Genomic DNA, 21,337 nt, shown 5'->3' with positions numbered 1-21,337 from the left:
ACGGACTGTGACCGTCCGTCAGCGCCGACATGCCGTGCACGCCCGCGTCCGCGCCGCGGTGCCGACGCGGGCGCTCGCACGAATGGGGGTACAGCGGTGGCTTTGAGGAACACCCGTGCCGCCTGAATCGAAAAGATTCACGGGAAAGTCACGTTGGAGTGAAACCCCGACGGACTGCTGACTCTTCACTCTCAGTGCGCGATTCTTGCCGGGTCCCGAGCAAGTCCTCTCTGGGGGTCCCCACCTTGAACGGCAAGAACTTCCGCATGCCCGCACGCCGTCTCGCCACCGTCGCGACGGCCACCGCCCTGACCGCCGCTCCCGCGGTCCTGGGCGTCGCGAGCCCCGCGCACGCGACCGGTGACGAAGGGCGTGCGAGCGCCGTCGTGCTGCGCACCGGGCTCGACGTCTCCCTGCTCAACAAGACCGTGAACGTCCCGCTCGCGGTCTCCCTGAACGAGGTGCAGGCGCCGCAGAGCGCCGAGAAGACCACGCTGGCCGCCCAGTTGAACGGGGTCGACGGCGGCGAGCCGTTCAGCGTGCTGAGCGCCCAGGTCGCCCAGTCCAAGGCGACCGTCGAGGACGGCAAGGCCGAGGGGTACACCAACCTCGCCCACGCCAAGGTCCACGTCCCCGGTCTGCCGCTGCTCTCCCTCATCGAGGTCGGCGAGGTCACCTCCAAGGCGACCTGTGAGGCGGGGAAGGAGCCCACCGCCTCCTCCAACCTGCTCGGTGACATCACCGTGCTGGGCAAGAAGGTCACGCTCACCGCCGGCGGCACCACGAACGTCGACGTGCCCGGCGTGGGCGAGGTGCGGATCGACTACTCCAGGACGGAGCAGACCTCACGCACGGCCGCCGCCACCGCCCTCGAACTCAAGGTCTCCGTCAACCCGTTGAAGCTGAACGTCGCCGAGGTCGAGGGCACCCTGACCCTGGCGGAGGCGACCTGCGAGACCCCGGCCGAGCCAGCGCAGCAGGCCGAGCCGGGCACCGAGCCGGCCGGCGACGTCGAGCCACAGGGCGAGCCCGCCGACGAGGGCCTCGCCGAGACCGGCGGCAACTCCATGACGCCGTACCTCGCGGGCGGCGCCCTCGTCCTGCTCCTCGCGGGCGGCGGGGCGGTGGCCGTCGCGCGGCGCGGCCGGAGCTGACCGAGGGCGCGAGCGCGGACCGGCGCCCGGCTCAGGCCGCCCGGTCCACCGCCTGCCCGAGCGCCCGCAGGAACCGGCCGGTCGTCTCCCGGTCCCGCACCGCCAGCCGCAGCCACTCCTCGCCCAGCCCGGGGAAGGTGTCCCCGCGGCGGACGGCGAAACCGAGCTCGCGCAGATGCCGCCGCACGGCGGTGGCCCCCGGCAGCCGTACGAGGACGAAGGGACCCTCGGCCGGCGCGACGACCCGGAGACCGGCCGGGGCGAACTCGGCCAGCCCGGCGACGAGATGCGCCCGGTCGGCGGCGACGCGGTGGGCCGCGTGAGCGGCCTCCGCGAGCGCCCGCGGGGAGACGCAGGCCTCGGCGGCGGCGAGCGCGGGCGTGGAGACCGGCCACAGGGGCTGGGCGGTCTCCAGGGCGGCGACGGTCTGCGGGTCGGCGAGGACGTAGCCGATCCGCAGACCGGCCAGCCCCCAGGTCTTGGTCAGGCTGCGCAGCACCACCAGGCCGGGCACGTCCGTGCGCCCCGCCAGCGCCTCCCGCTCACCCGGGACCGCGTCCATGAACGCCTCGTCCACCACCAGCGTCCGCCCGGGGCGGGCGAGTTCGACGAGGGACGCGGCCGGGTGCAGCACCGAGGTCGGGTTCGTCGGATTGCCGACCACCACCAGGTCGGCCTCCTCGGGGACCGCCGACGGATCGAGCCGGAAGCCGTCCTCCGCCCGCAGCAGTACCCGGTCGACCGTGTGCCCCGCGTCCCGCAGCGCCGCCTCCGGCTCCGTGAACTGCGGGTGCACGACCACCGGCTGACGCACCTTCAGGGCGCGGGCCAGCAGCACAAAGGCCTCCGCCGCGCCCGCCGTCAGCAACACCCGGTCCACCGGCAGCCCGTGCCGCGCCGCCACCGCCGCCCGCGCGGCCCGCCCGTCCGGGTAGGCCGCGAGGGAGCCCAGCGACGCGGCGACGTGCTCGCGCAGCCACGCGGGCGGTGTGTCCGCGCGGACGTTCACGGCGAGGTCGACCAGCCGCGAGCCGTCGTCGCGGACCTCGGCGTCGCCGTGGTGGCGAAGGTCGGGCGCCTCAGTGGGCATGGGAGTGGGCGCCGTGGTGGTGACCGTGGCCGTGTCCGTGGTGGTGGTCGTCGTCGTCCGGGTGGAAGTGCGGCTGCTGCGGCACGCCGACCTTGTCCTCGAAGCCGGGCAGCGCGATGCGGTACACGCACGAGTCGCAGTTCATCCGCAGATCGCCCTTCACGGCCTCCTCGTACCGCTCCATCACGAGGTCGAGCAGCTCGGGCTCCGGTCCGATGACGTCCGCGGAGAGGACCTCGACCTCCGGGTGGGCCGCCGCCCAGCCCTCCGTCTGGTGCCGCACCCGGTCCGGCAGGATGCCGGTGAACAGGAAGTACGGCAGGACGACGATCTTCCGCGCGCCCAGCCGCACGCACCGGTCGAGCCCGCTCGGCACGTCCGGCGCGGCCAGCGACACGAACGCCGTCTCCACGCCCGCGTATCCGCGGCCCTCCCACAGCAGCCGCGCCGCCTTGTGCACCTCGGCGTTGGCGTCCGGGTCGGTCGAGCCGCGCCCGACCAGGAGCACGGTGACGTCGGCCCGGTCACCGGGCCTGCGCCCCTCGGCGCCCAGCGCCTCGTCCAGCCGCCGCTCCAGGACCGACAGCAGCGACGGATGCGGGCCGAGGGGGCGGCCGTAGGTGTAGGAGATCCCGGGGTGGCGCTCCTTCTCGCGGGCCAGCGCCGCCGGGATGTCGCCCTTGGCGTGCCCGGCGGACACCAGCATCAGCGGCACCGCCGCGAACCGCCGCACCCCGCGCTCGACCAGCTCCGTGACGGCCTCGCCCAGCGGCGGCGGGGACAGCTCGATGAAGCCGCCCGCGACGGGCAGTTCGGGGTGGCGGCGCCCCAGCTCCCGTACGAAGTCGCGGAACGCCTCGGCTCCGGCCTCGTCCCGGGTGCCGTGACCGGCGATGAGCAGGGCGGGCGGCGGGGTGGTCACGATTTCTCCTCGGTGTGGGAAGCGGGGTGGTACGGGTGGTACGGGTGGTACAGCAGAGCGTTGAGCGCGGCGGAGGCGACCGCCGAACCGCCCTTCTCGGACACGTTGCTCACGGCGGGCAGCCCGCTCTCGCGCAGCGCGGCCTTGGACTCGACCGCGCCGACGAAGCCGACGGGCAGGCCGATGACGAGCACCGGGGAGGCGTCCAGGGTGAGCAACTCCTCCAGGGCGGTCGGGGCGTTGCCGATCACCCACAGCGCACCGGGGCCGACCTGCTCGTAGGCGAGCCGGATCGCGTGTGCCGAACGGGTCAGACCCGGGCCGGCCACGGCGTCCCGGAGTCGGCACACGGTCTCCCGCCGGGTGATCCCGGCCGCCACCATCTCGACGTCGACGACCACGGGCGCCCCGGAGTGCAGCGCCGCGTGCGCCTTCTCGAGGGCCTCCTCGTCCATGATGAGGTCGGTGGCGTAGTCGAGGTCGGCGGCGGAGTGGATGACCCGCTCCACCACGGCCCGGGTCAGCGGCGGGAAGTGCGAGGTGTCCAGCCGGGCGCGCAGCCGCCGGTAGGACTCCTCCTCGATCGGATGGACGACGCGGTTCACTTCGCCTCCTCCCGCGATGCCTGCCAGCGGTAGCCGCGCGGCGTCACCATGCGGCCCGCGATGTCCCGGGTCGCCGTGTTGCCGACGGTCACGACCGTCATCATGTCGACCGTCGCCGGGTCCAGGGCGGCCAGTGTCGTGAGCCGACCGGACTCGTCCGGCCGCGACGCGTTGCGTACGACACCGACCGGCGTCGTCGGCGCGCGGTGCTCGGCGAGGATCGCCAGCGCCTTCGGCAACTGCCAGTCGCGGCCCCGGGAACGGGGGTTGTAGAAGGTGACCACGAGGTCCGCCTCCGCCGCCGCGCGCACCCGCCGCTCGATGACCTCCCACGGCGTGTGCAGGTCGGAGAGGCTGATCGACACATGGTCGTGCCCGAGCGGGGCGCCCAGGATCGCGGCGGCCGCGAGGGCCGCCGTCACCCCGGGCACACCGATCACGTCGATGTCGTCGGACGCCTCGGCGAGCGCGGGGGAGGCCATCGCGTACACCCCCGCGTCGCCGCTGCCGATCAGCGCGACCGCCTGGCCCTTGCGGGCCTCCGCCACGGCCGTCCGCGCCCGCTCCTCCTCGGCGCCGAGCCCCGACTCGAGGACCCGCGTCCCGGGCCGCAGCAGATCACGGATCTGGTCGACGTACTGGTCGAGCCCGACGAGCACCGAGGCCCGCCGCAACTCCGCCTTCGCGCGCGGCGTCAGCAGGTCACGGGCACCGGGCCCGAGCCCGACCACCGCGAGCCGCCCGCGCCCAGGCCGCCGTACCACGGCACAGGTCGCCATGGCGGGGTTCGCCGCGGACTTGCGCTTGGGGACGAGGAGTTCACCGCCGCCCACCAGCGCGGCGGCCTCGGCGACCGAGGGGGTGCCCACGGCGGCCAGCGGCGCGGCGGACGGGTTGGGGACCTCGACGGCGGCCAGCGCGGCGGCCGCGTGGGTGACGAGGGGGACGCCCAGGCGTGCCGCGGCCTCGACGATGCCGGGCTCGTCGGCCTTGGCGTCGACGGTGGCGAGTTCCGCGACGGAGCCCGCCGCGAGGCCGGCGTCGGCCAGCGCGCCCTCGATCAGGCCGAGCACCTCGTCGACGGGCGCGCCCTTGGACGCCCCGACGCCGACGACGAGCGACGGCGGACGCAGGACGACCTCGTGCTCGGCGGGCTCGACCAGCCGGTCCGTGAGCCGGACCGTGTACGCGCCGTCGGCGCCGACGCGCAGCGGCGGCAGCGGCCACACCACCTCGGCCCGCAGCGCCACCGGCTCCCCGTCGAGCAGCGCCCGCGAGACCCCGGCGACATCGCCCTCCACCGGCAGCCCGAGCGTGTCCAGACCGGGCACCCCCACGGCGTCGGTGGCCGTCGTCACCACGGGCTGCGCGCCCAGCGACTCGCCGACCTCGCGGGCGAGTTCGTTGGCGCCGCCGCCGTGCCCGCCGACCAGCGACACGGCGAACCGCCCGCCCTCGTCGACGCACACCACACCCGGGTCACTCGCCTTGTCACCCAGCAGCGGGGCGATCAGCCGGACGACCGCCCCCGTCGCCAGGAAGCACACGAGCTGCTCGCACTCCGCGAACGCCCGCCGTACGGCGTCCCCGACGGGCCCGTCGTACACGCGCACGCGGTCCGGCCACGCCGCGGCCAGCCGGTCCCGCGCCGCCGCCCCCGCCGCGGTGGCGGAAATGAGGCCGATCACTGGGCAACTCCCTCTGGGTCCAGGGGCTTTCTGACACCCCACAACAGGAAAACCGGATTGGTCGACGCGAGCCGGGTCACATCCCCGGGCAGGGGAGCGAGCCGGGACGAGTGCAGCAGCACTCCGTCGCAGTCGAACCCGGCGCCGGTCAGCGCCTCCCGCGCCGCCGGCACCCGGTCCAGCGCCGCCATGGCGACGACGACCGAGCGCCGGGCGCGCCGCGCGCACGCCGTGACGATGGCGGGCAGCTCGCGCCCCCCGCCCCCGACGAACACGGCGTCCGGATCGTCGAGGTCGGACAGGACGGTGGGCGCCGCCCCGTGCACGACATGGACGTCGACACCGTGCGCGGCGGCGTTGGCGCGGATCCGCTCGATTCCGTCCCGGGTCTTCTCGACCGCGGTGACGGCGGCACCGAGCCGCGCGCACTCCACGGCCACGGACCCGGAGCCCGCGCCGACGTCCCAGACGAGATCGCCGAGGCGCGGTCCGAGCCGGGCCAGCGCGAGCGCCCGTACCTCGAACTTGGTGATCATCGAGTCCCGGTGGGCGAACTCGCCCTCGTCCAGCGCCCAGCCGGTGGGTCCGACCCCCGCTCCGGCGACCGTACGCACGCCACCGGACGTCCGCGCCGGGTCCAGGCACAGCACGACGCTCACGGCGGCGCCCCAGTCCCGGGCGGCCGCCTCCGCGGGCGTCACCCGCTCGACGCGCTCGTCCGCGGAGCCCAGCGCGGAGGCGACGACGAGGACCCGCGTCCCGTCCTTGCGGGCGAGCGCGGCGCCCAGCTCGGCGGGCCCGGCACCCGGACCGGTCAGCACGGCCACCTTCGGCCGCGCCCGGCACACGTTCACGGCCGTCCGCAGCTCCCGCCCGTGCGCGCTGACGACGACCGCGTCGTCCCAGGTCAGCCCGGCCCGCGCGAACGCCGAGGCGACCGAGGACACCCCCGGCCGCACCTGAAGCAGCTCCGCCCCGAACCGCTCCGCCAGCGCCCGAACGATCCCGAAGAACCCCGGGTCGCCGGAGGCCAGCACGACCACGCGCCGGTCTTTTCCGACGTACTCGGCGATGGCGTCGAGCGCGGGCGCCAGCGCCCCGAGCACGACCGTATCCACACCGTCGGGCAGCCGTACGGCGTCCAGATGCCGCCGTCCGCCGACGACCAGCTCGGCCCCGGCGAGGACCTCCTCGGGAAGCGGCGCTCCCGTCCCCGTGCCGACGACGGTGATCACGTACTGGCTCCCCGCTCGCGCAGCGCCCTGCGCGCCTGCGGGTCCGCCTTGCGGTACCCGTGGAAGTGACCGGGGTGGTACAGGTGCGAGCGCGTGCCTTGGGCGTCGAGCGCCGGCCCGACCAGGAAGAGGGTGTGCTTCCAGAGCTTGTGCTCCTTGACGGTCTCCTCCAGCGTCCCGATGGTGCACCTCACCACCAGCTCCTCCGGCCAGGTCGCCTGGTAGGCGACGACGACCGGCGTGGACGTCGGATACCCGCCCTCCAGCAGCTCGCGCACCAACTGCCCACTGCGGGCGGCCGACAGGAAGATCGCCATGGTCGTGCCGTGCTTGGCGAACTCCCGCACCTCCTCGCCGGGCGGCATCGGCGTCTTGCCGCCACCGAGCCGGGTGAGCACGACGGACTGCGCGACCTCCGGGATGGTCAGCTCCCGCTGCGCCAGCGCGGCGACCGCGGAGAACGCGGAGACACCCGGGACGACCTCCGTGGCGATGCCGAGCGCGGCACACCGGTCGAGCTGCTCCTGGGTGCCGCCCCACAGGGCGGGGTCACCGGAGTGGATACGGGCGACGCGCAGGCCTTCGGCACGGGCCCGCTCGTACACGGCGACCACGTCCTCCAGGGACATCGCCGCCGAGTCGAGGATCTCGGCGTCCTCGCGGGCGTGTTCGAGGACCTCCGCCTGGACCAGGCTGGCCGCCCAGATCACGATGTCTGCCTCGGCGATGGCACGCGCGGCACGGAACGTCAGCAGATCGGCGGCGCCGGGGCCGGCACCGACGAAGGTCACCTTGCCGGTGGGGGCATCGGCCATGGGGATCGGTCCTCTCCTACAGGGGTCGCGGGGGATGGGTGGGTGTGGGGGCGGTGCGTCAGAGCTTGCCGCCGCGCCCGCCGTCGCGCCGGGCGGGTGCGATGAGCGTCGACAGGTAGGGCAGGGGCGCGTCGTCGAGTTCGGCGGCCGGCCGGATGGACTCCTCCGCCAGCCCCAGCGCCGACCCCCACACCGCGCCGTCGATCCGCCCGGTCTCCCGCAGCGCCTCGGCGACCTCGGCCGCCTGCCGCCCGAACTTGTAGGCGACGACGGTGCCGGGCCCGGCGAGCGCGTCCTTGAGCACGGCCGATCCGGCGGTGACGGGCACGAGCGTGAGCGGCTCGGTCCCCTCGGTGAGCACGGCGCCGGAGCGCGCGGCGAGGTCCTGCATCGCGGTGATGCCGGGCACGGTCTCCACGACGGTGCCGGGCGCCAGCTCGCCGATGGTCTGGGCGAGATAGGTGAAGGTCGAATAGACGTTGGGGTCACCGATGGTCGCGAAGGCGACCACGCCATGCTGCGCCAGCAGCTGGGCGACCCGCTCACCCGCCGCGTCCCAGGCGGCCTCGCGCCGACCCCGGTCGGTCCGCTCGTTCAGGGCGAACACCACCCGGACGACCTTCTCCTCGGGCACGTAGTGCAGCACGGTCGCCTCCGCCCGCCCCCGTTCCCCCGTATCCATGACGGGTACGACGACGACATCGGCGGCGCGCAGCGCGTTGACGCCCTTGACGGTCACCAGCTCCGGGTCGCCGGGACCGACACCCACTCCGATCAACCTGCTGCTGCTCATGACGTCCGGCACCTCTCCACGAACCGACGGGCGACACCGGGCTGCGACGCCCAGTGCGTGTGCAGATAACTCGCGTGCACGCCCTGCTGTACGAAACCTTCGACCCGGCGCCGGGGAGTCCTGACCCCCCAGGCGGGAGACGCCCCCGAGCCGGGCTCGACGACCGTCCGATGAAACTCGTGCCCCCGCATGCGCGTCCCGGCGACGGCGAGGGAACTGTCGCCGACGGCGACCGCGTCCCGGTACCCGAGGGTGAGCCGCTCGCTCATCCGGGCGCTCGCGTCGAGCACCCCGCACATGGGCCGCCCGTCCAGCTCACGGCACAGATAGAGCAGCCCGGCACACTCGGCGGCGACGGGAGCGCCGGCCTCCGCGAGGGCGGCGACGGCCTTGCGCAGCGGCTCATTGGCGGACAGCTCGGCGCCGTACACCTCGGGGAAACCGCCGCCGATGACCAACCCGCGTGTGCCGTCGGGGAGTTGTTCGTCGCGCACCGGATCGAAGGGCACGACTTCGGCCCCGGCGGCGGTGAGCAACTCGGCGTGCTCGGCGTAGGAGAAGGTGAAGGCGGGGCCACCGGAAATGGCAACCCGCACTCTTGAGCGCCGGCCGGCGTCATTCGGCCTGTCCGGCGATTGAGGACGAGGCCCGCTCAGGGCCGATGCCTCAGCCGCATCCCAAGCCGCACACGACAACGCACCCGCACTCCGAGCCAGCGCCATCAGCGCATCCAGATCGCACCCGTCGGCAACCTGGGCAGCCATCGCCGCCACGGCCTCCACGGCGGCAGCGCGCCGCTCGGCGACCGGCACCAGCCCGAGATGCCGCGAGGGCGTGTCCACCTGCGCCACCCGCCGCAGCACCCCCAGCACCGGCACCCCGGCCGAGTCCAACGCCTCCCGCAGCAACTCCTCGTGCCGGTCCGAGGCGACCTTGTTCAGGATCACGCCCCCGACCCGCACCTGCGGATCCCAGGAGGCGAACCCGTGCACCAGCGCCGCCACGGACCGCGACTGCGACGAGGCGTCCACGACGAGCACGACCGGCGCCCGCAGCAGCTTGGCGACCTGCGCGGTGGAGGCCAGCTCACCCTCGCCCGCGGCACCGTCGTACAGGCCCATGACCCCCTCGACGACCGCGACATCACATCCACGCGCCCCGTGCAGGAACAACGGCCCGACCAGCCCGGGCCCGCACAGGTACGCGTCGAGATTCCGTCCCACCCGCCCGCTCGCGAGCGCGTGATACCCGGGGTCGATGTAGTCCGGCCCGACCTTGTGCGGGGACACGGCGAGCCCCCGCGCGGCGAACGCGGCCATCAACCCCGTGGCGACGGTGGTCTTGCCGCTGCCGGAGGCCGGCGCGGCGATGACCAGCCGAGGGACGGAAGGCATCACCACTCGATGCCTCTCTGGCCCTTCTGGCCCGCGTCCATCGGATGCTTGACCTTGGACATGTCGGTCACGAGATCGGCGAAGCCGACCAGCTTCTCGGGCGCGTTGCGCCCGGTGATCACCACATGCTGGGTGCCGGGCCGGTCGCGCAGCACGTCGATCACCTCGTCGGTGTCGATCCACCCCCAGTGCATGGGGTACGCGAACTCGTCCAGGACGTACAGACGGTACGTCTCGGCAGCCAGGTCCCGCTTGACCTGCTCCCAGCCCTCCCGGGCCTTCTCCTCGTTGGTCGAGTTGTCACCCTGGATGTCCCGCTGCACCCAGGACCAGCCCTCGCCCATCTTGTGCCAGTCGACGGACCCGCCCTCACCGCTGGCACCGAGCACGCGCAGCGCGTTCTCCTCGCCGACCTTCCACTTGGCCGACTTCACGAACTGGAACACCCCGATGGGCCATCCCTGGTTCCAGGCCCGCAGCGCGAGCCCGAACGCGGCGGTCGACTTGCCCTTCCCGATGCCCGTGTGCACGACCACCAGCGGCCGGTTACGCCGCTGACGAGTCGTCAGCCCGTCGTCCGGTACGACACTCGGCTGTCCCTGAGGCATTACGCGGCCCTCCTCTGTACGTCCTTCACCAGTCCGGCGATCGAGTCCGCCCGCAGCTCGTCCAGCGTCACCGCCGTACCGCCCAGCTCACCCGCGAGCTGCCCCGCGAGCCCCAGCCGCACGGGCCCCGACTCGCAGTCCACCACCACGGAGGCGACCTCCTCGGCCGCCAGCAGCCGGGCCGCCCGCCCCGCGAGCGCCACCGGCTCCGGGCCACCCGTGGCCCGTCCGTCGGTCACCACGACGACGAGCGCCCGCCGGGCCGGGTCCCGCAGCCGCTCGACCCGCAGCACCTCGTGCGCCTTCAACAGCCCCGCCGCGAGCGGCGTGCGCCCACCCGTCGGCAGCGACTCCAGCCGGGCCGCCGCCGCGTCCACGGACGAGGTCGGCGGCAGCGCCACATCGGCGGCCGACCCCCGGAACGTCACCAGGCCCACCTTGTCCCGCCGCTGATAGGCGTCCAGCAGCAGCGACAGCACGGCGCCCTTCACCGCGCTCATCCGCTGCCGGGCCGCCATCGACCCGGACGCGTCCACGACGAACAGCACGAGGTTCCCCTCGCGCCCCTCCCGCACGGCCTGCCGCAGATCGTCCCGGCGCACCACCAGCCCGCGCCCCGACCGGCCCCGGGCCCGCTGATGCGGGGCCGCCGCCTGCACGGTGGCCGCCAGGTGCAGCTTGGTGAGCGCCCCCCGGGGCCGCCGGGCCCCGGTGGTCCGCCCGTGTTCGGTCCGCGCCCGCGAACGCCGCCCGGCGGCACCCTCACCGATGCCCGGCACGCTCAGCACCTTCGTACGAAAGGGTTCGGAGGCCCGCACGGGCGTCTGCTCGCCGGCTCCGGAGGCCTGCGGTTCCCCGTCCTCACCGGCCTCCGGACGCGCACCCGAACCCCCGTCGCCCCGCGGCCCCTCGGACGGCGGCTGTCCGCCACCCCCACCGGGCCCGTCGGGGTCGGGATCCTCGTCGCCCTCACCGTCACCGGAGAACTCCTCCAGCGTCTCGTCGAGCTTGTCCTCGTCGAGGCCCGGCGCGTCGAAGGGGTTGCGGCGCCTGCGGTGCGGCAGCGCGAGCAGCGCCGCCTGCCGGACGTCCTCGGCTAGCACATCGGTCCGCCCGGCCCACGCGGCCAGCGCGGTGGCCGTACGCGCCATCACGATGTCGGCCCGCATGCCGTCCACCTCGAACGCGGCGCAGGTCGCCGCGATCTGCCTGAGCGCCCCGTCACCCAGCCGCACCGACGGCAGCAACTCCCGTGCCGCGACGATGCGTTGACGTACGGCCGTCTCCTCGTCCGCCCACCGGGCCGCGAACCCGGCCGGATCGTCGTCGTAGGCGAGCCTGCGCCGTACGACCTCCACCCGCTGGTCGGGCTCCCGCGAGGCCGCGACCTCGACCGTCAGCCCGAACCGGTCGAGCAACTGCGGCCGCAGCTCACCCTCCTCGGGGTTCATGGTGCCGACGAGCAGGAAGCGGGCGGCGTGCCGGACGGAGACACCCTCGCGTTCGACGTACGACGCGCCCATCGCCGCCGCGTCCAGCAGCAGGTCGACCAGGTGGTCGTGGAGGAGGTTGACCTCGTCGACGTACAGGATGCCGCGGTGGGCGTCGGCGAGGAGACCCGGCTCGAAGGCCTTGACGCCCTCGGCGAGCGCGCGCTCGATGTCCAGGGCGCCGACCAGCCGGTCCTCGGAGGCGCCGACGGGGAGTTCGACCATGCGGGCGGGGCGACGCGAGCCGGCACCCGCCTCGTGCGGCCCGTCGGGGCACGCGGGGTCGGGGGCGCCCGGGTCGCAGGAGAAGCGGCAGCCCGGGACCACCGGGACCTCGGGCATCAGCGCCGAGAGCGCCCGTACGGCCGTCGACTTGGCCGTGCCCTTCTCGCCGCGCACCAGCACACCGCCGACCGCCGGCGACACGGCGTTCAGCAGCAGCGCGAGCCGCAGGTCGTCCTGGCCGACAACGGCCGTAAAGGGGAAGGGGGTGCTCACTTCTCGTCGCCCTCCAAGTCGCCTTCCAGCTCCAGGTAGGTGGCGCGCAGCCGCTCCAGCGTGTCGGCGTCCGGCTCGGCCCACAGCCCGCGGTCGGCGGCCTCCAGGAGCCGCTCGGTGATGCCGCGCAGCGCCCACGGGTTGGACTTCTTCATGAAGTCCCGGTTCTCGGCGTCGAAGACGTACTCCGCGCTGAGCTTCTCGTACATCCAGTCGTCGACCACGCCCGCCGTGGCGTCGTAGCCGAACAGGTAGTCCACGGTCGCCGCCATCTCGAAGGCGCCCTTGTAGCCGTGCCGGCGCATGGCCGCCATCCAGCGCGGGTTGACCACCCGGGCGCGGAAGACGCGGTGGGTCTCCTCGCCGAGCGTGCGCGTCCTCACCTGGTCGGGGGTGGCGCTGTCGCCCACGTACGCCTCGGGGTTGGCGCCCGTCAGGTGCCGCACCATGGCGACCATGCCGCCGTGGTACTGGAAGTAGTCGTCGGCGTCGACGAGGTCGTGCTCGCGGGTGTCGACGTTCTTCGCGGCGACATTGATCCGCTTGAACGCCGTCTCCATGTCACCGCGCGCCGCCCGCCCGTCGAGCCCGCGCCCGTAGGCGTAGCCGCCCCAGACGGCGTACACCTCGGCCAGGTCGGCGTCGCTGCGCCAGTTGCGGGCGTCGATCAGCGGCAGCAGTCCGGCGCCGTAGGCACCCGGCTTCGAGCCGAAGATCCGGGCCGTGGCCCTGCGCCGGTCGCCGTGCCCGGCGGTGTCCTCGTCGGCGTGCGCCTTCACGTAGTTCCGGTCGGCGGGCTCGTCCAGCTCGGCGACCTTGCGCACGGCGTCGTCGATCAGGCCGACCACGTGCGGGAACGCGTCCCGGAAGAAGCCGGAGATGCGGACTGTGACGTCGATGCGGGGACGGCCGAGTTCGGTGAGCGGAACGATCTCGAAACCGGTCACCCGCCGCGACGCCTCGTCCCACACCGGACGGCACCCCAGCAGTGCCAGGATCTCCGCGATGTCGTCGCCCTGCGTACGCATCGCCGACGTACCCCAGACCGTGAGGCCGACGGACTTCGGATACTCACCGGTGTCCTGCAGATACCGCTGCACCAGCGACTCCGCGAGCGACTGCCCGACCTCCCAGCTCAACCGGGACGGAATGGCCTTGGGGTCGACCGAGTAGAAGTTCCGCCCGGTCGGCAGCACGTTGACCAGACCGCGCGTCGGCGAACCCGACGGACCGGCGGGGACGTAACCACCGTTCAGCGCCCGGAGAATGTGGTCGATCTCGTCGGTGGTCCTCGCGAGACGCGGCACCACCTCGGCGCAGGCGAACTCCAGCACGGCGACACCGTCGGGGAGTTCGACACCGAGCACGCCACGCAGCACGGCCGGGACGAGCGAGACATCCCAGTCCCGCGCCTCCATCCCCTCCGCGACCCGCCGGCACAGCTGCTCCAGCAGATCGATCGCGTCGGCGGCGGTACGCGACGGCCCCTCGACGAGGTCGGTCAGCTCCACCGGCACCTTCACCGGCGCCCCCGGCTCGGCGAGCAACTCCTTCTCGACCAGGCCGAAATGGGCCGCGAAGGACGCCCGCAGCCCCGGCAGCGCGTTCGCCTGCCCACCCCACACCTGCGAGGCGCGCAGCACGGCCAGCACGAGATTGACCCGCGCCTCACCGGCCGGCCCGCCGCCCAGGATGTGCAGTCCGTCCCGGATCTGCACGTCCTTGATCTCGCACAGATAGCCGTCGATGTGCATGACGAACTCGTCGAAGTCGTCGTCGTCCGGCTGGTCCTCGACATGCAGGTCGTGATGGAGCTCGGCCGCCTTGACCAGCGTCCAGATCTGCGCGCGCACGGCGGGCGCCTTCGTCGGGTCCAGGTCGGACACGAGCGCGTACTCGTCGAGGAGCTGCTCCAGCTTGGCGAGGTCGCCGTAGGTGTCCGCACGGGCCATCGGCGGCACGAGGTGGTCGACGACCGTGGCGTGCCCGCGCCGCTTGGCCTGGGTGCCCTCGCCGGGGTCGTTGACGATGAACGGGTAGATCAGCGGCAGGTCGCCGAGCACCGCGTCCGGGGCGCAACCGCCGCTCAGACCGAGGCCCTTGCCCGGCAGCCACTCCATCGTGCCGTGCTTGCCCATGTGCACGACGGCGTCCGCGCCGAACGAGTTCTCCAGCCAGCGGTAGGCCGCCATGTAGTGGTGCGACGGCGGCATGTCCGGGTCGTGGTAGATCGCGATCGGGTTCTCGCCGAAGCCGCGCGGCGGCTGGATCATCACGACGACGTTCCCGAACTGCAGGGAGGCCAGCACGATGTCGTCCCCGTCGACGTAGAGCGAGCCCGGCGGCTCGCCCCACGCCTCGGTCATCGCCTCCCGCAGTGCCGGGTCGAGCTTGTCGAACCACGCCTGGTAGTCGGCGAGCGGCACGCGCGCGGGCGCAGACGCCAGCTGGTCCTCGGTCAGCCACTCGACGTCGTGCCCGCCGGCCTCGATGAGCCGGTGGATCAGCTCGTCGCCGTTGTCGGGGTACTCGGTCAGCCCGTACCCGGCCGCCTTCAGCGCGTCCAGCACCCGCACCGCCGACGCCGGCGTGTCCAGGCCGACCGCGTTGCCGACGCGCGAGTGCTTGGTCGGGTAGGCGGTGAACACGAGCGCGAGCTTCTTGTCGGCGTTCGGCTTGTGCCGCAGCCGGGCGTGCCGTACGGCGATCCCGGCGACGCGCCCGGCCCGCTCCGGGTCGGCCACGTACACCGGCACGTCGTCCGGGCCCTGCTCCTTGAAGGAGAACGGCACGGTGATCAGACGGCCGTCGAACTCCGGGATCGCGACCTGCATCGCCGCGTCCATGGGGGAGAGGGCGGCGTCGGACTCGTCCCAGGCGGCCCGGGACGACGTCAGGCAGAGTCCTTGCAGCACCGGCACGTCGAGGTCGGCGAGCGCCCCGATGTCCCACGCCTCCTCGTCGCCGCCCGCCGAGGCCTGTGAGGCGTGCGTGCCGCCGGCGGCGAGCACGGTGGCGACCAGGGCGTCCGCCCGGCCGAGGATCTCGTACAGCTCGGAGTCCGCGCCGCGCAGCGAACCGCAGTACACGGGAAGCGCGTTGGCGCCGTGCGCCTCGATCGCGTCGCACAGGGTGTCCACGAACGCGGTGTTGCCGCTGAGCTCATGGGCCCGGTAGAAGAGCACGCCCACGGTCGGGCGGCCCTCCTGGAGCGTACGGTCGCCGTGGACGCCGTACTCCGGCATCTTCTGCGGCTCGACGAACCCCTCGCCGGTCAGCAGCACGGTGTCGGAGAGGAACCGGGCCAGCTCGGTGAGGTTGGCCGGTCCGCCCTCGACGAGGTACTTCAGCGCCTCGGCGACCACACCGGCCGGGACGGACGACTCGGCCATCAACTCGGCGTCGGGAACGGCCTCGCCGCCCAGCAGGACGGTCGGGACACCGGACGCCTTCAGCGCCGCGAGCCCGTCCTCCCAGGCCCGCTTGCCGCCCAGCAGCCGGACGACGGCGAGGTCGGCTCCGTCGAGCAGCGCGGGCAGCTCGGTCTCGACGTCCACGCGGGTCGGGTTGCCGATGCGGTAGTCGGCCCCGGAGGCGGCCCGGGCCGCCAGCAGGTCCGTGTCGGCGGTCGACAACAACAACACTGTGCTCATGCGGGCGCTCCCGGTGGAATGAAAGGCAGTCCTTGCGGCGCGCCGGACTCGATGAGCCGCCACAGCGCGTCCGTGTCCGCGTGCTGTTCGATCAGATCGCCGAGCCGGTCGAGCTGCTCCTCGCGCAGCGCGGCGAACGACGTGTCCGGCGCCGGCACGAACCGGCGGCCCGCGGCGGCCGCCACCTCGCGCAGGAACGCCCGTCGGAAACCGTCCGACTCCAGTGAGCCGTGCCAGTGCGTGCCCCAGGTCCGGCCGACCCGGCAGCCGTCCAAGAAGGGCTCGCCCCCGGTCACTTCGGCGACGCCGTGGTGGATCTCGTACCCCTCCACCGGCTCCCCGAGCGCCTCGCCGGCCGGCCGGGTGAGGGTCTTCTCCCGGGCGAACCGCACCCGGACGGGCAGCACCCCGAGCCCCTCGACCTGTCCGCGCCGGCTCTCGACGTCGTCCTCGATGTGCTCGCCGAGGACCTGGAAGCCGCCGCAGATGCCGAGGACGGGCCGTCCTTCGGCGGCCCGGCGGACCAGGGCGTCCGCGAGCCCCCGCTCCCGCAGCCACTCCAGCGCCCGAACCGTCCCCCGGGTCCCGGGGACGATGACGAGATCCGCGTCGGCCAGCTCCTCCGGCCGGTCCACGAACCGTACGACGACGCCCGGTTCGGCGGCGAGCGCGTCCACGTCGGTGAAGTTGGACATGAGGGGGACGGCACAGACGGCGACCCGCAGCACGTCCTCGCCGACGGGCGGGGCGACGTTCGACTCCCGTACCGTGCCCCGCAGGGAGACCCGCAGCCCGTCCTCCTCGTCGATGCCGAGCCCGTGCCGGAAGGGCAGGACGCCGTACGTCCGCCGCCCGGTGAGGTCGTGCAGCATGTCGAGGCCGGGTTCGAGGAGCGAGACGTCGCCGCGGAACTTGTTGACGAGGAACCCGGCGATCAGCTCCTGGTCCTGACGGGACAGCAGCGCGACGGTCCCGAAGAACGAGGCGAAGACGCCGCCGCGGTCGATGTCGCCGACGACGAGGACGGGGAGTCCGGCATTGCGGGCGATGCCCATGTTGACGATGTCGGTCCGGCGCAGATTGATCTCGGCCGGAGAGCCGGCCCCCTCACAGATCACCGCGTCATACGTGCCCCGCAACTCGGCGAGACAGTCCAGCACGGTTCCGAGCAGCCGCTGCTGCCGCCCGCCGTGGTACCCGCGTGCGCTCAGCTCACCCACCGGCTTGCCCAGCAGCACGACCTGACTGCTCTGCTCGCCACCGGGCTTGAGCAGCACCGGATTCATGAGCGCGGTCGGCTCGACCCGGCAGGCCTGCGCCTGCATGGCCTGCGCCCGCCCGATCTCCGCGCCCTCGCGCGTGACGAACGAGTTCAGCGACATGTTCTGCGCCTTGAACGGCGCGACCTTCACCCCCTGCCGGACCAGCCAGCGGCAGATCCCGGCCGTGACGACGCTCTTGCCGGCGTCGGAGGTGGTGCCGGCGACGAGAAGCCCCCCGCCCGTCATGACGTACGCCCCTTCGCGATACGGCGCGCGGCGGCACAGACGCCGAGCGCGAGCCAGCCGACGCGCTGCGACAGCCGTACGGCCCGCTCGATGTCGGCGGTTTCGACGGCCCGCCCGGACTTGTTGAGCACGGGCCGGTGCTCGACCCGCCCGCCGTACGACAGGGTCCCCCCGAGCCGCACCCCGAGCGCCCCCGCGAACGAGGCCTCCACGGGACCGGCGTTGGGGCTCGGGTGCTGCGCGGCGTCGGCGCGCCAGGCTCGTACGGCACCCCGGGGATCGCCCCCGGCGACTGCGGCGAGCACGGCGGTCAGCCGGGCCCCCGGCCAGCCGGCCAGGTCGTCGAGCCGGGCGGAAGCCCAGCCGTAGCGGCGGTACTTGGGAGACTTGTGGCCGACCATCGCGTCCAGCGTGTTCACGGCCCGGAACCCGAGGAGTCCCGGCACCCCGCCGACGGCACCCCACACCAGGGCCCCCACGACCGCGTCGGAGGTGTTCTCGGCGACGGACTCCACGACCGCCCGCGCGATCCCGTCCGCGTCCAGCGCCTGCGGATCCCGTCCGCACAGATGCGGCAGCCGGGCCCGTGCCCCCTCGATGTCCCCCGCGTCGAGGGCCCCTCCGATGCTCCGGGCCTCGCGGGCGAGCGAGGTTCCGCCGACGACGGCCCAGCAGGCGGCGCCGGTCAGCGCGACGGAGGCGGCGGGAGAGGTACGTACGGCACGCGCGGCGAGTGCCCCGAGGGCGACGGCGCCACCGGCGCACACGGCGGTGTGCAGCGCACCCCACGCGCGGTCGTCGCGCCACAACACCTTCTCGACGGCGCCGGCGGCCCGCCCGAACGCGGCGACCGGATGCCCCCGGCGGGGATCGCCGAGCAGCAGGTCACCGAGAAGTCCGGCGGCGGCGCCGTACGCGAAAACGCGATCGGCTCGCATCGGGGTCAGCCGACCGTGGGGTCACACGTGGGTCTGTTACTGCGTGTCGATCGGCAGGCGAGCATCGCGTCATGTCCTCACTCAGGGTGTCCACGCCCTGGTTCGACGAGACCGGCGGTGAGAGTTCCTGGCTCCCGGGGCTTTCTACCCCGGTGACAGTGGCGGGACCGCGCCGGATTCACACCGGCTTCCTCTCCTACCGCCGTACTTGGCCCCGGCAGTCCACCATGGGGTTGGAAGGGGCGTCAACTTGCCGTTGACCTGCGACGGGAGAGTGTGCGAAGGCCCACACAACGGTGAGGCGCGGGACGGTCGTCCGTCCCGCGCCTCGGGTGTTTCAGGTGATGCGCGCCGTGTGTCAGGCGACGATCAGATAGATCCCGTACGCCACCGCGGCCGTGCACGCGGCGAAGCAGGCGTACGCGCCCGTGACCGCGAGTGCGGCCGAGTCGCCCTGGGCGACCGCGCGTTCGCGGCGGGACAGGCCGGCGATGCCGAGGGTGAACAGGCCCACCAGGGCCACGGTGACCACGAGGCTGACGCCGAAGACGGAGCCGAGGGCCGCCCAGTCGATCTTCATGGTTCTTCTTTCTGGTTGGTAACCGGGCGGGTCAGACGGTGGCCTGGGAGGAGGCCGGCTCGTTGGACGGGGCCGGGATCGTGGCCGTGAGGTCCTCGGCGGGCGTGCCCGCGGGGGGCGGGGTCACGGCGGCCATGGCGGTGGTGACCACGCCGGGCGCCTCGTCCGTCTCGACGACGTTCGTGTGGTCGATGACCTCGCGGCGGGAGATCTTCCAGATCACGGCGCTGGAGGCGACCAGGAAGACGGCGACCACGGCCGTGCCCCAGGCGCCGAAGCCCGTCACGTACTCCGCGAGCGCGCCGACCAGGGCGGCGGCCGGCAGGGTCAGGCCCCAGGCGACGAACATCCGGGTGGCCGTCGACCAGCGGACGACGCCGCCCTTGCGGCCGAGGCCGGCGCCCATCACCGAACCGGAGACGGAGTGCGTGGTGGAGAGGGAGAAGCCGAGGTGCGAGGAGGCCAGGATGACCGTGGCCGCGCTGGTCTGGGCGGCGAAGCCCTGCTGCGGCTGAAGGTCGGTCAGGCCCTTGCCCATGGTGCGGATGATGCGCCAGCCGCCGAGGTAGGTACCGAGCGCGATGGCCAGGCCCGCGGTGAGGATGACCCACAGGGGCGGGTCGGAGTCGGGGGCGAGGGTGCCGCCGGCGACCAGGGCGAGGGTGATGATGCCCATCGTCTTCTGCGCGTCGTTGGTGCCGTGAGCCAGGGAGACCAGGCCGGCGGAGGCGATCTGCCCGGCGCGGTAGCCCTTCTTGGAGGCGTTGCCGTCGGCCTTCTTGCCGAGGGAGTACGTCAGGCGCGTGGCCAGCAGCGCGGCGATGCCCGCGACCAGCGGGGCGGCGATCGCCGGGATCAGCACCTTGGTGACGAGCACGTCGCCGTGGACGGCGCCGACGCCGGCCGAGGCGATGGTGGCGCCGATCAGGCCGCCCATCAGGGCGTGCGAGGAGCTGGAGGGCAGGCCCACGAGCCAGGTCAGCAGGTTCCAGAGGATCGCGCCGACCAACGCGGCGAATATGACCTCGGGGCGGATGCCGGTCTCGTCGACGAGACCTTTGGAGATCGTGTTGGCGACCTCCACGGAGAGGAAGGCGCCTACAAGGTTCAGTACGGCGGACATGGCCACCGCGACCTTGGGCTTGAGCGCACCGGTCGAGATGGTCGTGGCCATCGCGTTGGCGGTGTCGTGGAAACCGTTCGTGAAATCGAACGCGAGTGCGGTTACCACCACAATCGCGAGGATCAGCGAGAAGTTTTCCATTTACCCAGGCAATCGTTCGAGGTCATTGGCCGGACGAACGTAGGTAACCTGGATGAACGAAAGGTGAACTGGGGTGGGCCGCACGGTGTCTGCGAGCGCCGGAAGCGGAAACCTTCGATCCGCAGGTCGCCGCACGGCCCAGGCGTCGCCGGGCTAGTAGCCCCGGGCGAACCTCCTCAGCTGGTTCATGGAGCCGTTGAAGAGATTTTGGTCACCCGGCAGGCTGCCGCTGTTGTCGTACTGCCAGAAGGTCCAGAACTGCCACCCGGCCGGCATCGAGCCCGCGGTCGACGAGTTGTAGCGGGCTATCCACAGAGCGTGGTTCGAGGCGAAGGCGCGGCTGGCGCCGGTGCAGGTGTTCCACCAGTGCGTGGTCGTGTAGATCACCGGGCGGCGGCCGGTCAGCCGCTTCACCTCGTTGCTGAAGGACTGGATCCAGTCGACCATCTTCGCCTTGCTCAGGCCGTAGCACTTCTGCCTGCCGTACGGGTTGTACTCGATGTCGAGGGCGGGTGGCAGGGTCCAGCCGTCCGACCGCCAGGCGCCGCCGTTGCCGACGAAGAACGCGGCCTGGGTCCTGCCGGACGACTTGTTCGGCACCGCGAAATGGTACGCGCCGCGGACCAGGCCGGCATTGCGGGAGCCGTTGTACTGCTGGCCGAAGTAGGGGTTGCGGTAGGTGTGGGACTCGGTCGCCTTGACGTAGACGAACTTGGCGCCCTTGGTCTTCGAGCTCTGCCAGTTGACGTTCTTCTGGTGGGAAGAGACGTCGTGGCCCTTGGGCTTGCCCGCTGCGGCGGCCGGGATCTCGGCGAGGGCGGTTCCGCTGAGAGTGAGGGCCGCCACGGATATCGCTATGAGGCGGGAGCGGTGACGGGACGGTTTGTGATCACGGGCCATATTTCCCCCCGGAATGGCGACGTGCACGACAAATCAGGCAGACAGTACTGGAAGATCGTTGAATCCTGATCGATCCCCGGCCAAGGGTGGGGCGGGGGTGATTTGCCCCGTGATGCGCCCTTCCCGACGTCCGTCTTCCGCCCTAAAGTGCGCGGCCCCGGCTGCGAGTTGACGCCGGGTGCGGGGCCCGGCTGGCAGGATC

General features: G+C 73.1%; 17 protein-coding genes and 1 riboswitch. Of the genes, 1 reads left to right on the top strand and 16 read right to left on the bottom strand.

Annotated features, from left to right (window positions below; all coding sequences use genetic code 11):
- Positions 1–245 precede the first annotated feature (245 nt).
- Positions 246–1,154, top strand: a complete 909-nt coding sequence (locus tag ACIRD7_RS20975) for an SCO1860 family LAETG-anchored protein (protein WP_403455265.1) — start codon at positions 246–248, stop codon at positions 1,152–1,154.
- A 31-nt stretch (positions 1,155–1,185) separates the two neighbouring features.
- On the opposite strand, the gene cobC is transcribed toward ACIRD7_RS20975, so the two are convergent.
- The 16 genes from cobC to ACIRD7_RS20895 all read right to left on the bottom strand — a co-directional run bounded on the left by cobC (position 1,186) and on the right by ACIRD7_RS20895 (position 21,135).
- Entirely contained in the window at positions 1,186–2,244 is a 1,059-nt protein-coding gene (gene cobC, locus ACIRD7_RS20970; protein ID WP_403455263.1) for an Rv2231c family pyridoxal phosphate-dependent protein CobC, read from the bottom strand.
- Positions 2,234–3,166 (bottom strand): sirohydrochlorin chelatase, encoded by a 933-nt coding sequence (locus tag ACIRD7_RS20965; protein WP_403455260.1) that lies wholly within the window; start codon positions 3,164–3,166, stop codon positions 2,234–2,236. Before ACIRD7_RS20965 ends, cobC begins: the two co-directional genes overlap by 11 nt.
- Entirely contained in the window at positions 3,163–3,771 is a 609-nt protein-coding gene (locus ACIRD7_RS20960; protein WP_403455257.1) for a precorrin-8X methylmutase, read from the bottom strand. The genes ACIRD7_RS20965 and ACIRD7_RS20960 overlap by 4 nt, the downstream gene beginning before the upstream one ends.
- On the bottom strand, positions 3,768–5,459 hold the full coding sequence (gene cobJ / locus ACIRD7_RS20955) for a precorrin-3B C(17)-methyltransferase (RefSeq protein WP_403455255.1): 1,692 nt from the start codon (positions 5,457–5,459) through the stop codon (positions 3,768–3,770). The genes ACIRD7_RS20960 and cobJ overlap by 4 nt, the downstream gene beginning before the upstream one ends.
- On the bottom strand, positions 5,456–6,694 hold the full coding sequence (gene cbiE, locus ACIRD7_RS20950) for a precorrin-6y C5,15-methyltransferase (decarboxylating) subunit CbiE (protein ID WP_403455253.1): 1,239 nt from the start codon (positions 6,692–6,694) through the stop codon (positions 5,456–5,458). Before cbiE ends, cobJ begins: the two co-directional genes overlap by 4 nt.
- Positions 6,691–7,509 carry a precorrin-4 C(11)-methyltransferase gene (gene cobM, locus ACIRD7_RS20945; RefSeq protein ID WP_403455251.1) on the bottom strand — a complete coding sequence of 273 codons (819 nt, stop codon included), beginning with the start codon at positions 7,507–7,509 and terminating at the stop codon, positions 6,691–6,693. Before cobM ends, cbiE begins: the two co-directional genes overlap by 4 nt.
- A 58-nt stretch (positions 7,510–7,567) precedes the next feature.
- Complete coding sequence (cobI, locus tag ACIRD7_RS20940; protein ID WP_403455249.1) at positions 7,568–8,314, bottom strand: precorrin-2 C(20)-methyltransferase; 747 nt, start codon at positions 8,312–8,314, stop codon at positions 7,568–7,570.
- The gene (locus ACIRD7_RS20935; RefSeq protein WP_403455247.1) at positions 8,299–9,696 is read right to left on the bottom strand and encodes a cobyrinate a,c-diamide synthase; all 1,398 of its coding nucleotides are present in this window, start codon (positions 9,694–9,696) and stop codon (positions 8,299–8,301) included. The genes cobI and ACIRD7_RS20935 overlap by 16 nt, the downstream gene beginning before the upstream one ends.
- On the bottom strand, positions 9,696–10,304 hold the full coding sequence (gene cobO / locus ACIRD7_RS20930; protein WP_403455245.1) for a cob(I)yrinic acid a,c-diamide adenosyltransferase: 609 nt from the start codon (positions 10,302–10,304) through the stop codon (positions 9,696–9,698). Before cobO ends, ACIRD7_RS20935 begins: the two co-directional genes overlap by 1 nt.
- A complete protein-coding gene (locus ACIRD7_RS20925; RefSeq protein ID WP_403455243.1) occupies positions 10,304–12,292 on the bottom strand; it encodes a putative cobaltochelatase in 1,989 nt (662 codons plus the stop codon). The genes cobO and ACIRD7_RS20925 overlap by 1 nt, the downstream gene beginning before the upstream one ends.
- A complete protein-coding gene (gene cobN, locus ACIRD7_RS20920; protein ID WP_403455242.1) occupies positions 12,289–15,945 on the bottom strand; it encodes a cobaltochelatase subunit CobN in 3,657 nt (1,218 codons plus the stop codon). The genes ACIRD7_RS20925 and cobN overlap by 4 nt, the downstream gene beginning before the upstream one ends.
- Positions 15,942–17,453, bottom strand: a complete 1,512-nt coding sequence (locus ACIRD7_RS20915) for a cobyric acid synthase (RefSeq protein ID WP_403455240.1) — start codon at positions 17,451–17,453, stop codon at positions 15,942–15,944. The genes cobN and ACIRD7_RS20915 overlap by 4 nt, the downstream gene beginning before the upstream one ends.
- Positions 17,450–18,391, bottom strand: coding sequence for a cobalamin biosynthesis protein (locus ACIRD7_RS20910; RefSeq protein ID WP_403455238.1), 942 nt, complete (start codon positions 18,389–18,391; stop codon positions 17,450–17,452). The genes ACIRD7_RS20915 and ACIRD7_RS20910 overlap by 4 nt, the downstream gene beginning before the upstream one ends.
- A gap of 100 nt (positions 18,392–18,491) precedes the next feature.
- Positions 18,492–18,634, bottom strand: a riboswitch (cobalamin riboswitch).
- Positions 18,635–18,749: 115 nt separating this feature from the next.
- A complete protein-coding gene (locus ACIRD7_RS20905; protein ID WP_055621371.1) occupies positions 18,750–18,971 on the bottom strand; it encodes a hypothetical protein in 222 nt (73 codons plus the stop codon).
- Positions 18,972–19,002: 31 nt separating this feature from the next.
- Positions 19,003–20,235, bottom strand: a complete 1,233-nt coding sequence (locus tag ACIRD7_RS20900) for an anion permease (protein ID WP_403455235.1) — start codon at positions 20,233–20,235, stop codon at positions 19,003–19,005.
- 153 nt (positions 20,236–20,388) lie between these two features.
- On the bottom strand, positions 20,389–21,135 hold the full coding sequence (locus tag ACIRD7_RS20895; protein WP_403455233.1) for a lysozyme: 747 nt from the start codon (positions 21,133–21,135) through the stop codon (positions 20,389–20,391).
- Between the last annotated feature and the right edge of the window lie 202 nt (positions 21,136–21,337).

The sequence above is a fragment of the Streptomyces sp. NPDC093568 genome, assembly GCF_044764945.1.
GTDB lineage: Bacteria > Actinomycetota > Actinomycetes > Streptomycetales > Streptomycetaceae > Streptomyces.
Note: the sequence above shows the minus strand (reverse complement) of the source record. Positions and strands in the feature narration are given on the sequence as shown.

Bases quoted from the DNA above. Each gene is read 5' to 3' on its own strand.
- ACIRD7_RS20915 (WP_403455240.1), bottom strand. From the start codon at position 17,453: ATGACGGGCGGGGGGCTTCTCGTCGCCGGCACCACCTCCGACGCCGGC.
- ACIRD7_RS20935 (WP_403455247.1), bottom strand. From the start codon at position 9,696: ATGCCTTCCGTCCCTCGGCTGGTCATCGCCGCGCCGGCCTCCGGCAGC.
- cobM (WP_403455251.1), bottom strand. From the start codon at position 7,509: ATGGCCGATGCCCCCACCGGCAAGGTGACCTTCGTCGGTGCCGGCCCC.
- cobC (WP_403455263.1), bottom strand. From the start codon at position 2,244: ATGCCCACTGAGGCGCCCGACCTTCGCCACCACGGCGACGCCGAGGTC.
- ACIRD7_RS20900 (WP_403455235.1), bottom strand. From the start codon at position 20,235: ATGGAAAACTTCTCGCTGATCCTCGCGATTGTGGTGGTAACCGCACTC.
- cobN (WP_403455242.1), bottom strand. From the start codon at position 15,945: ATGAGCACAGTGTTGTTGTTGTCGACCGCCGACACGGACCTGCTGGCG.
- ACIRD7_RS20910 (WP_403455238.1), bottom strand. From the start codon at position 18,391: ATGCGAGCCGATCGCGTTTTCGCGTACGGCGCCGCCGCCGGACTTCTC.
- ACIRD7_RS20905 (WP_055621371.1), bottom strand. From the start codon at position 18,971: ATGAAGATCGACTGGGCGGCCCTCGGCTCCGTCTTCGGCGTCAGCCTC.
- cobO (WP_403455245.1), bottom strand. From the start codon at position 10,304: ATGCCTCAGGGACAGCCGAGTGTCGTACCGGACGACGGGCTGACGACT.
- ACIRD7_RS20895 (WP_403455233.1), bottom strand. From the start codon at position 21,135: ATGGCCCGTGATCACAAACCGTCCCGTCACCGCTCCCGCCTCATAGCG.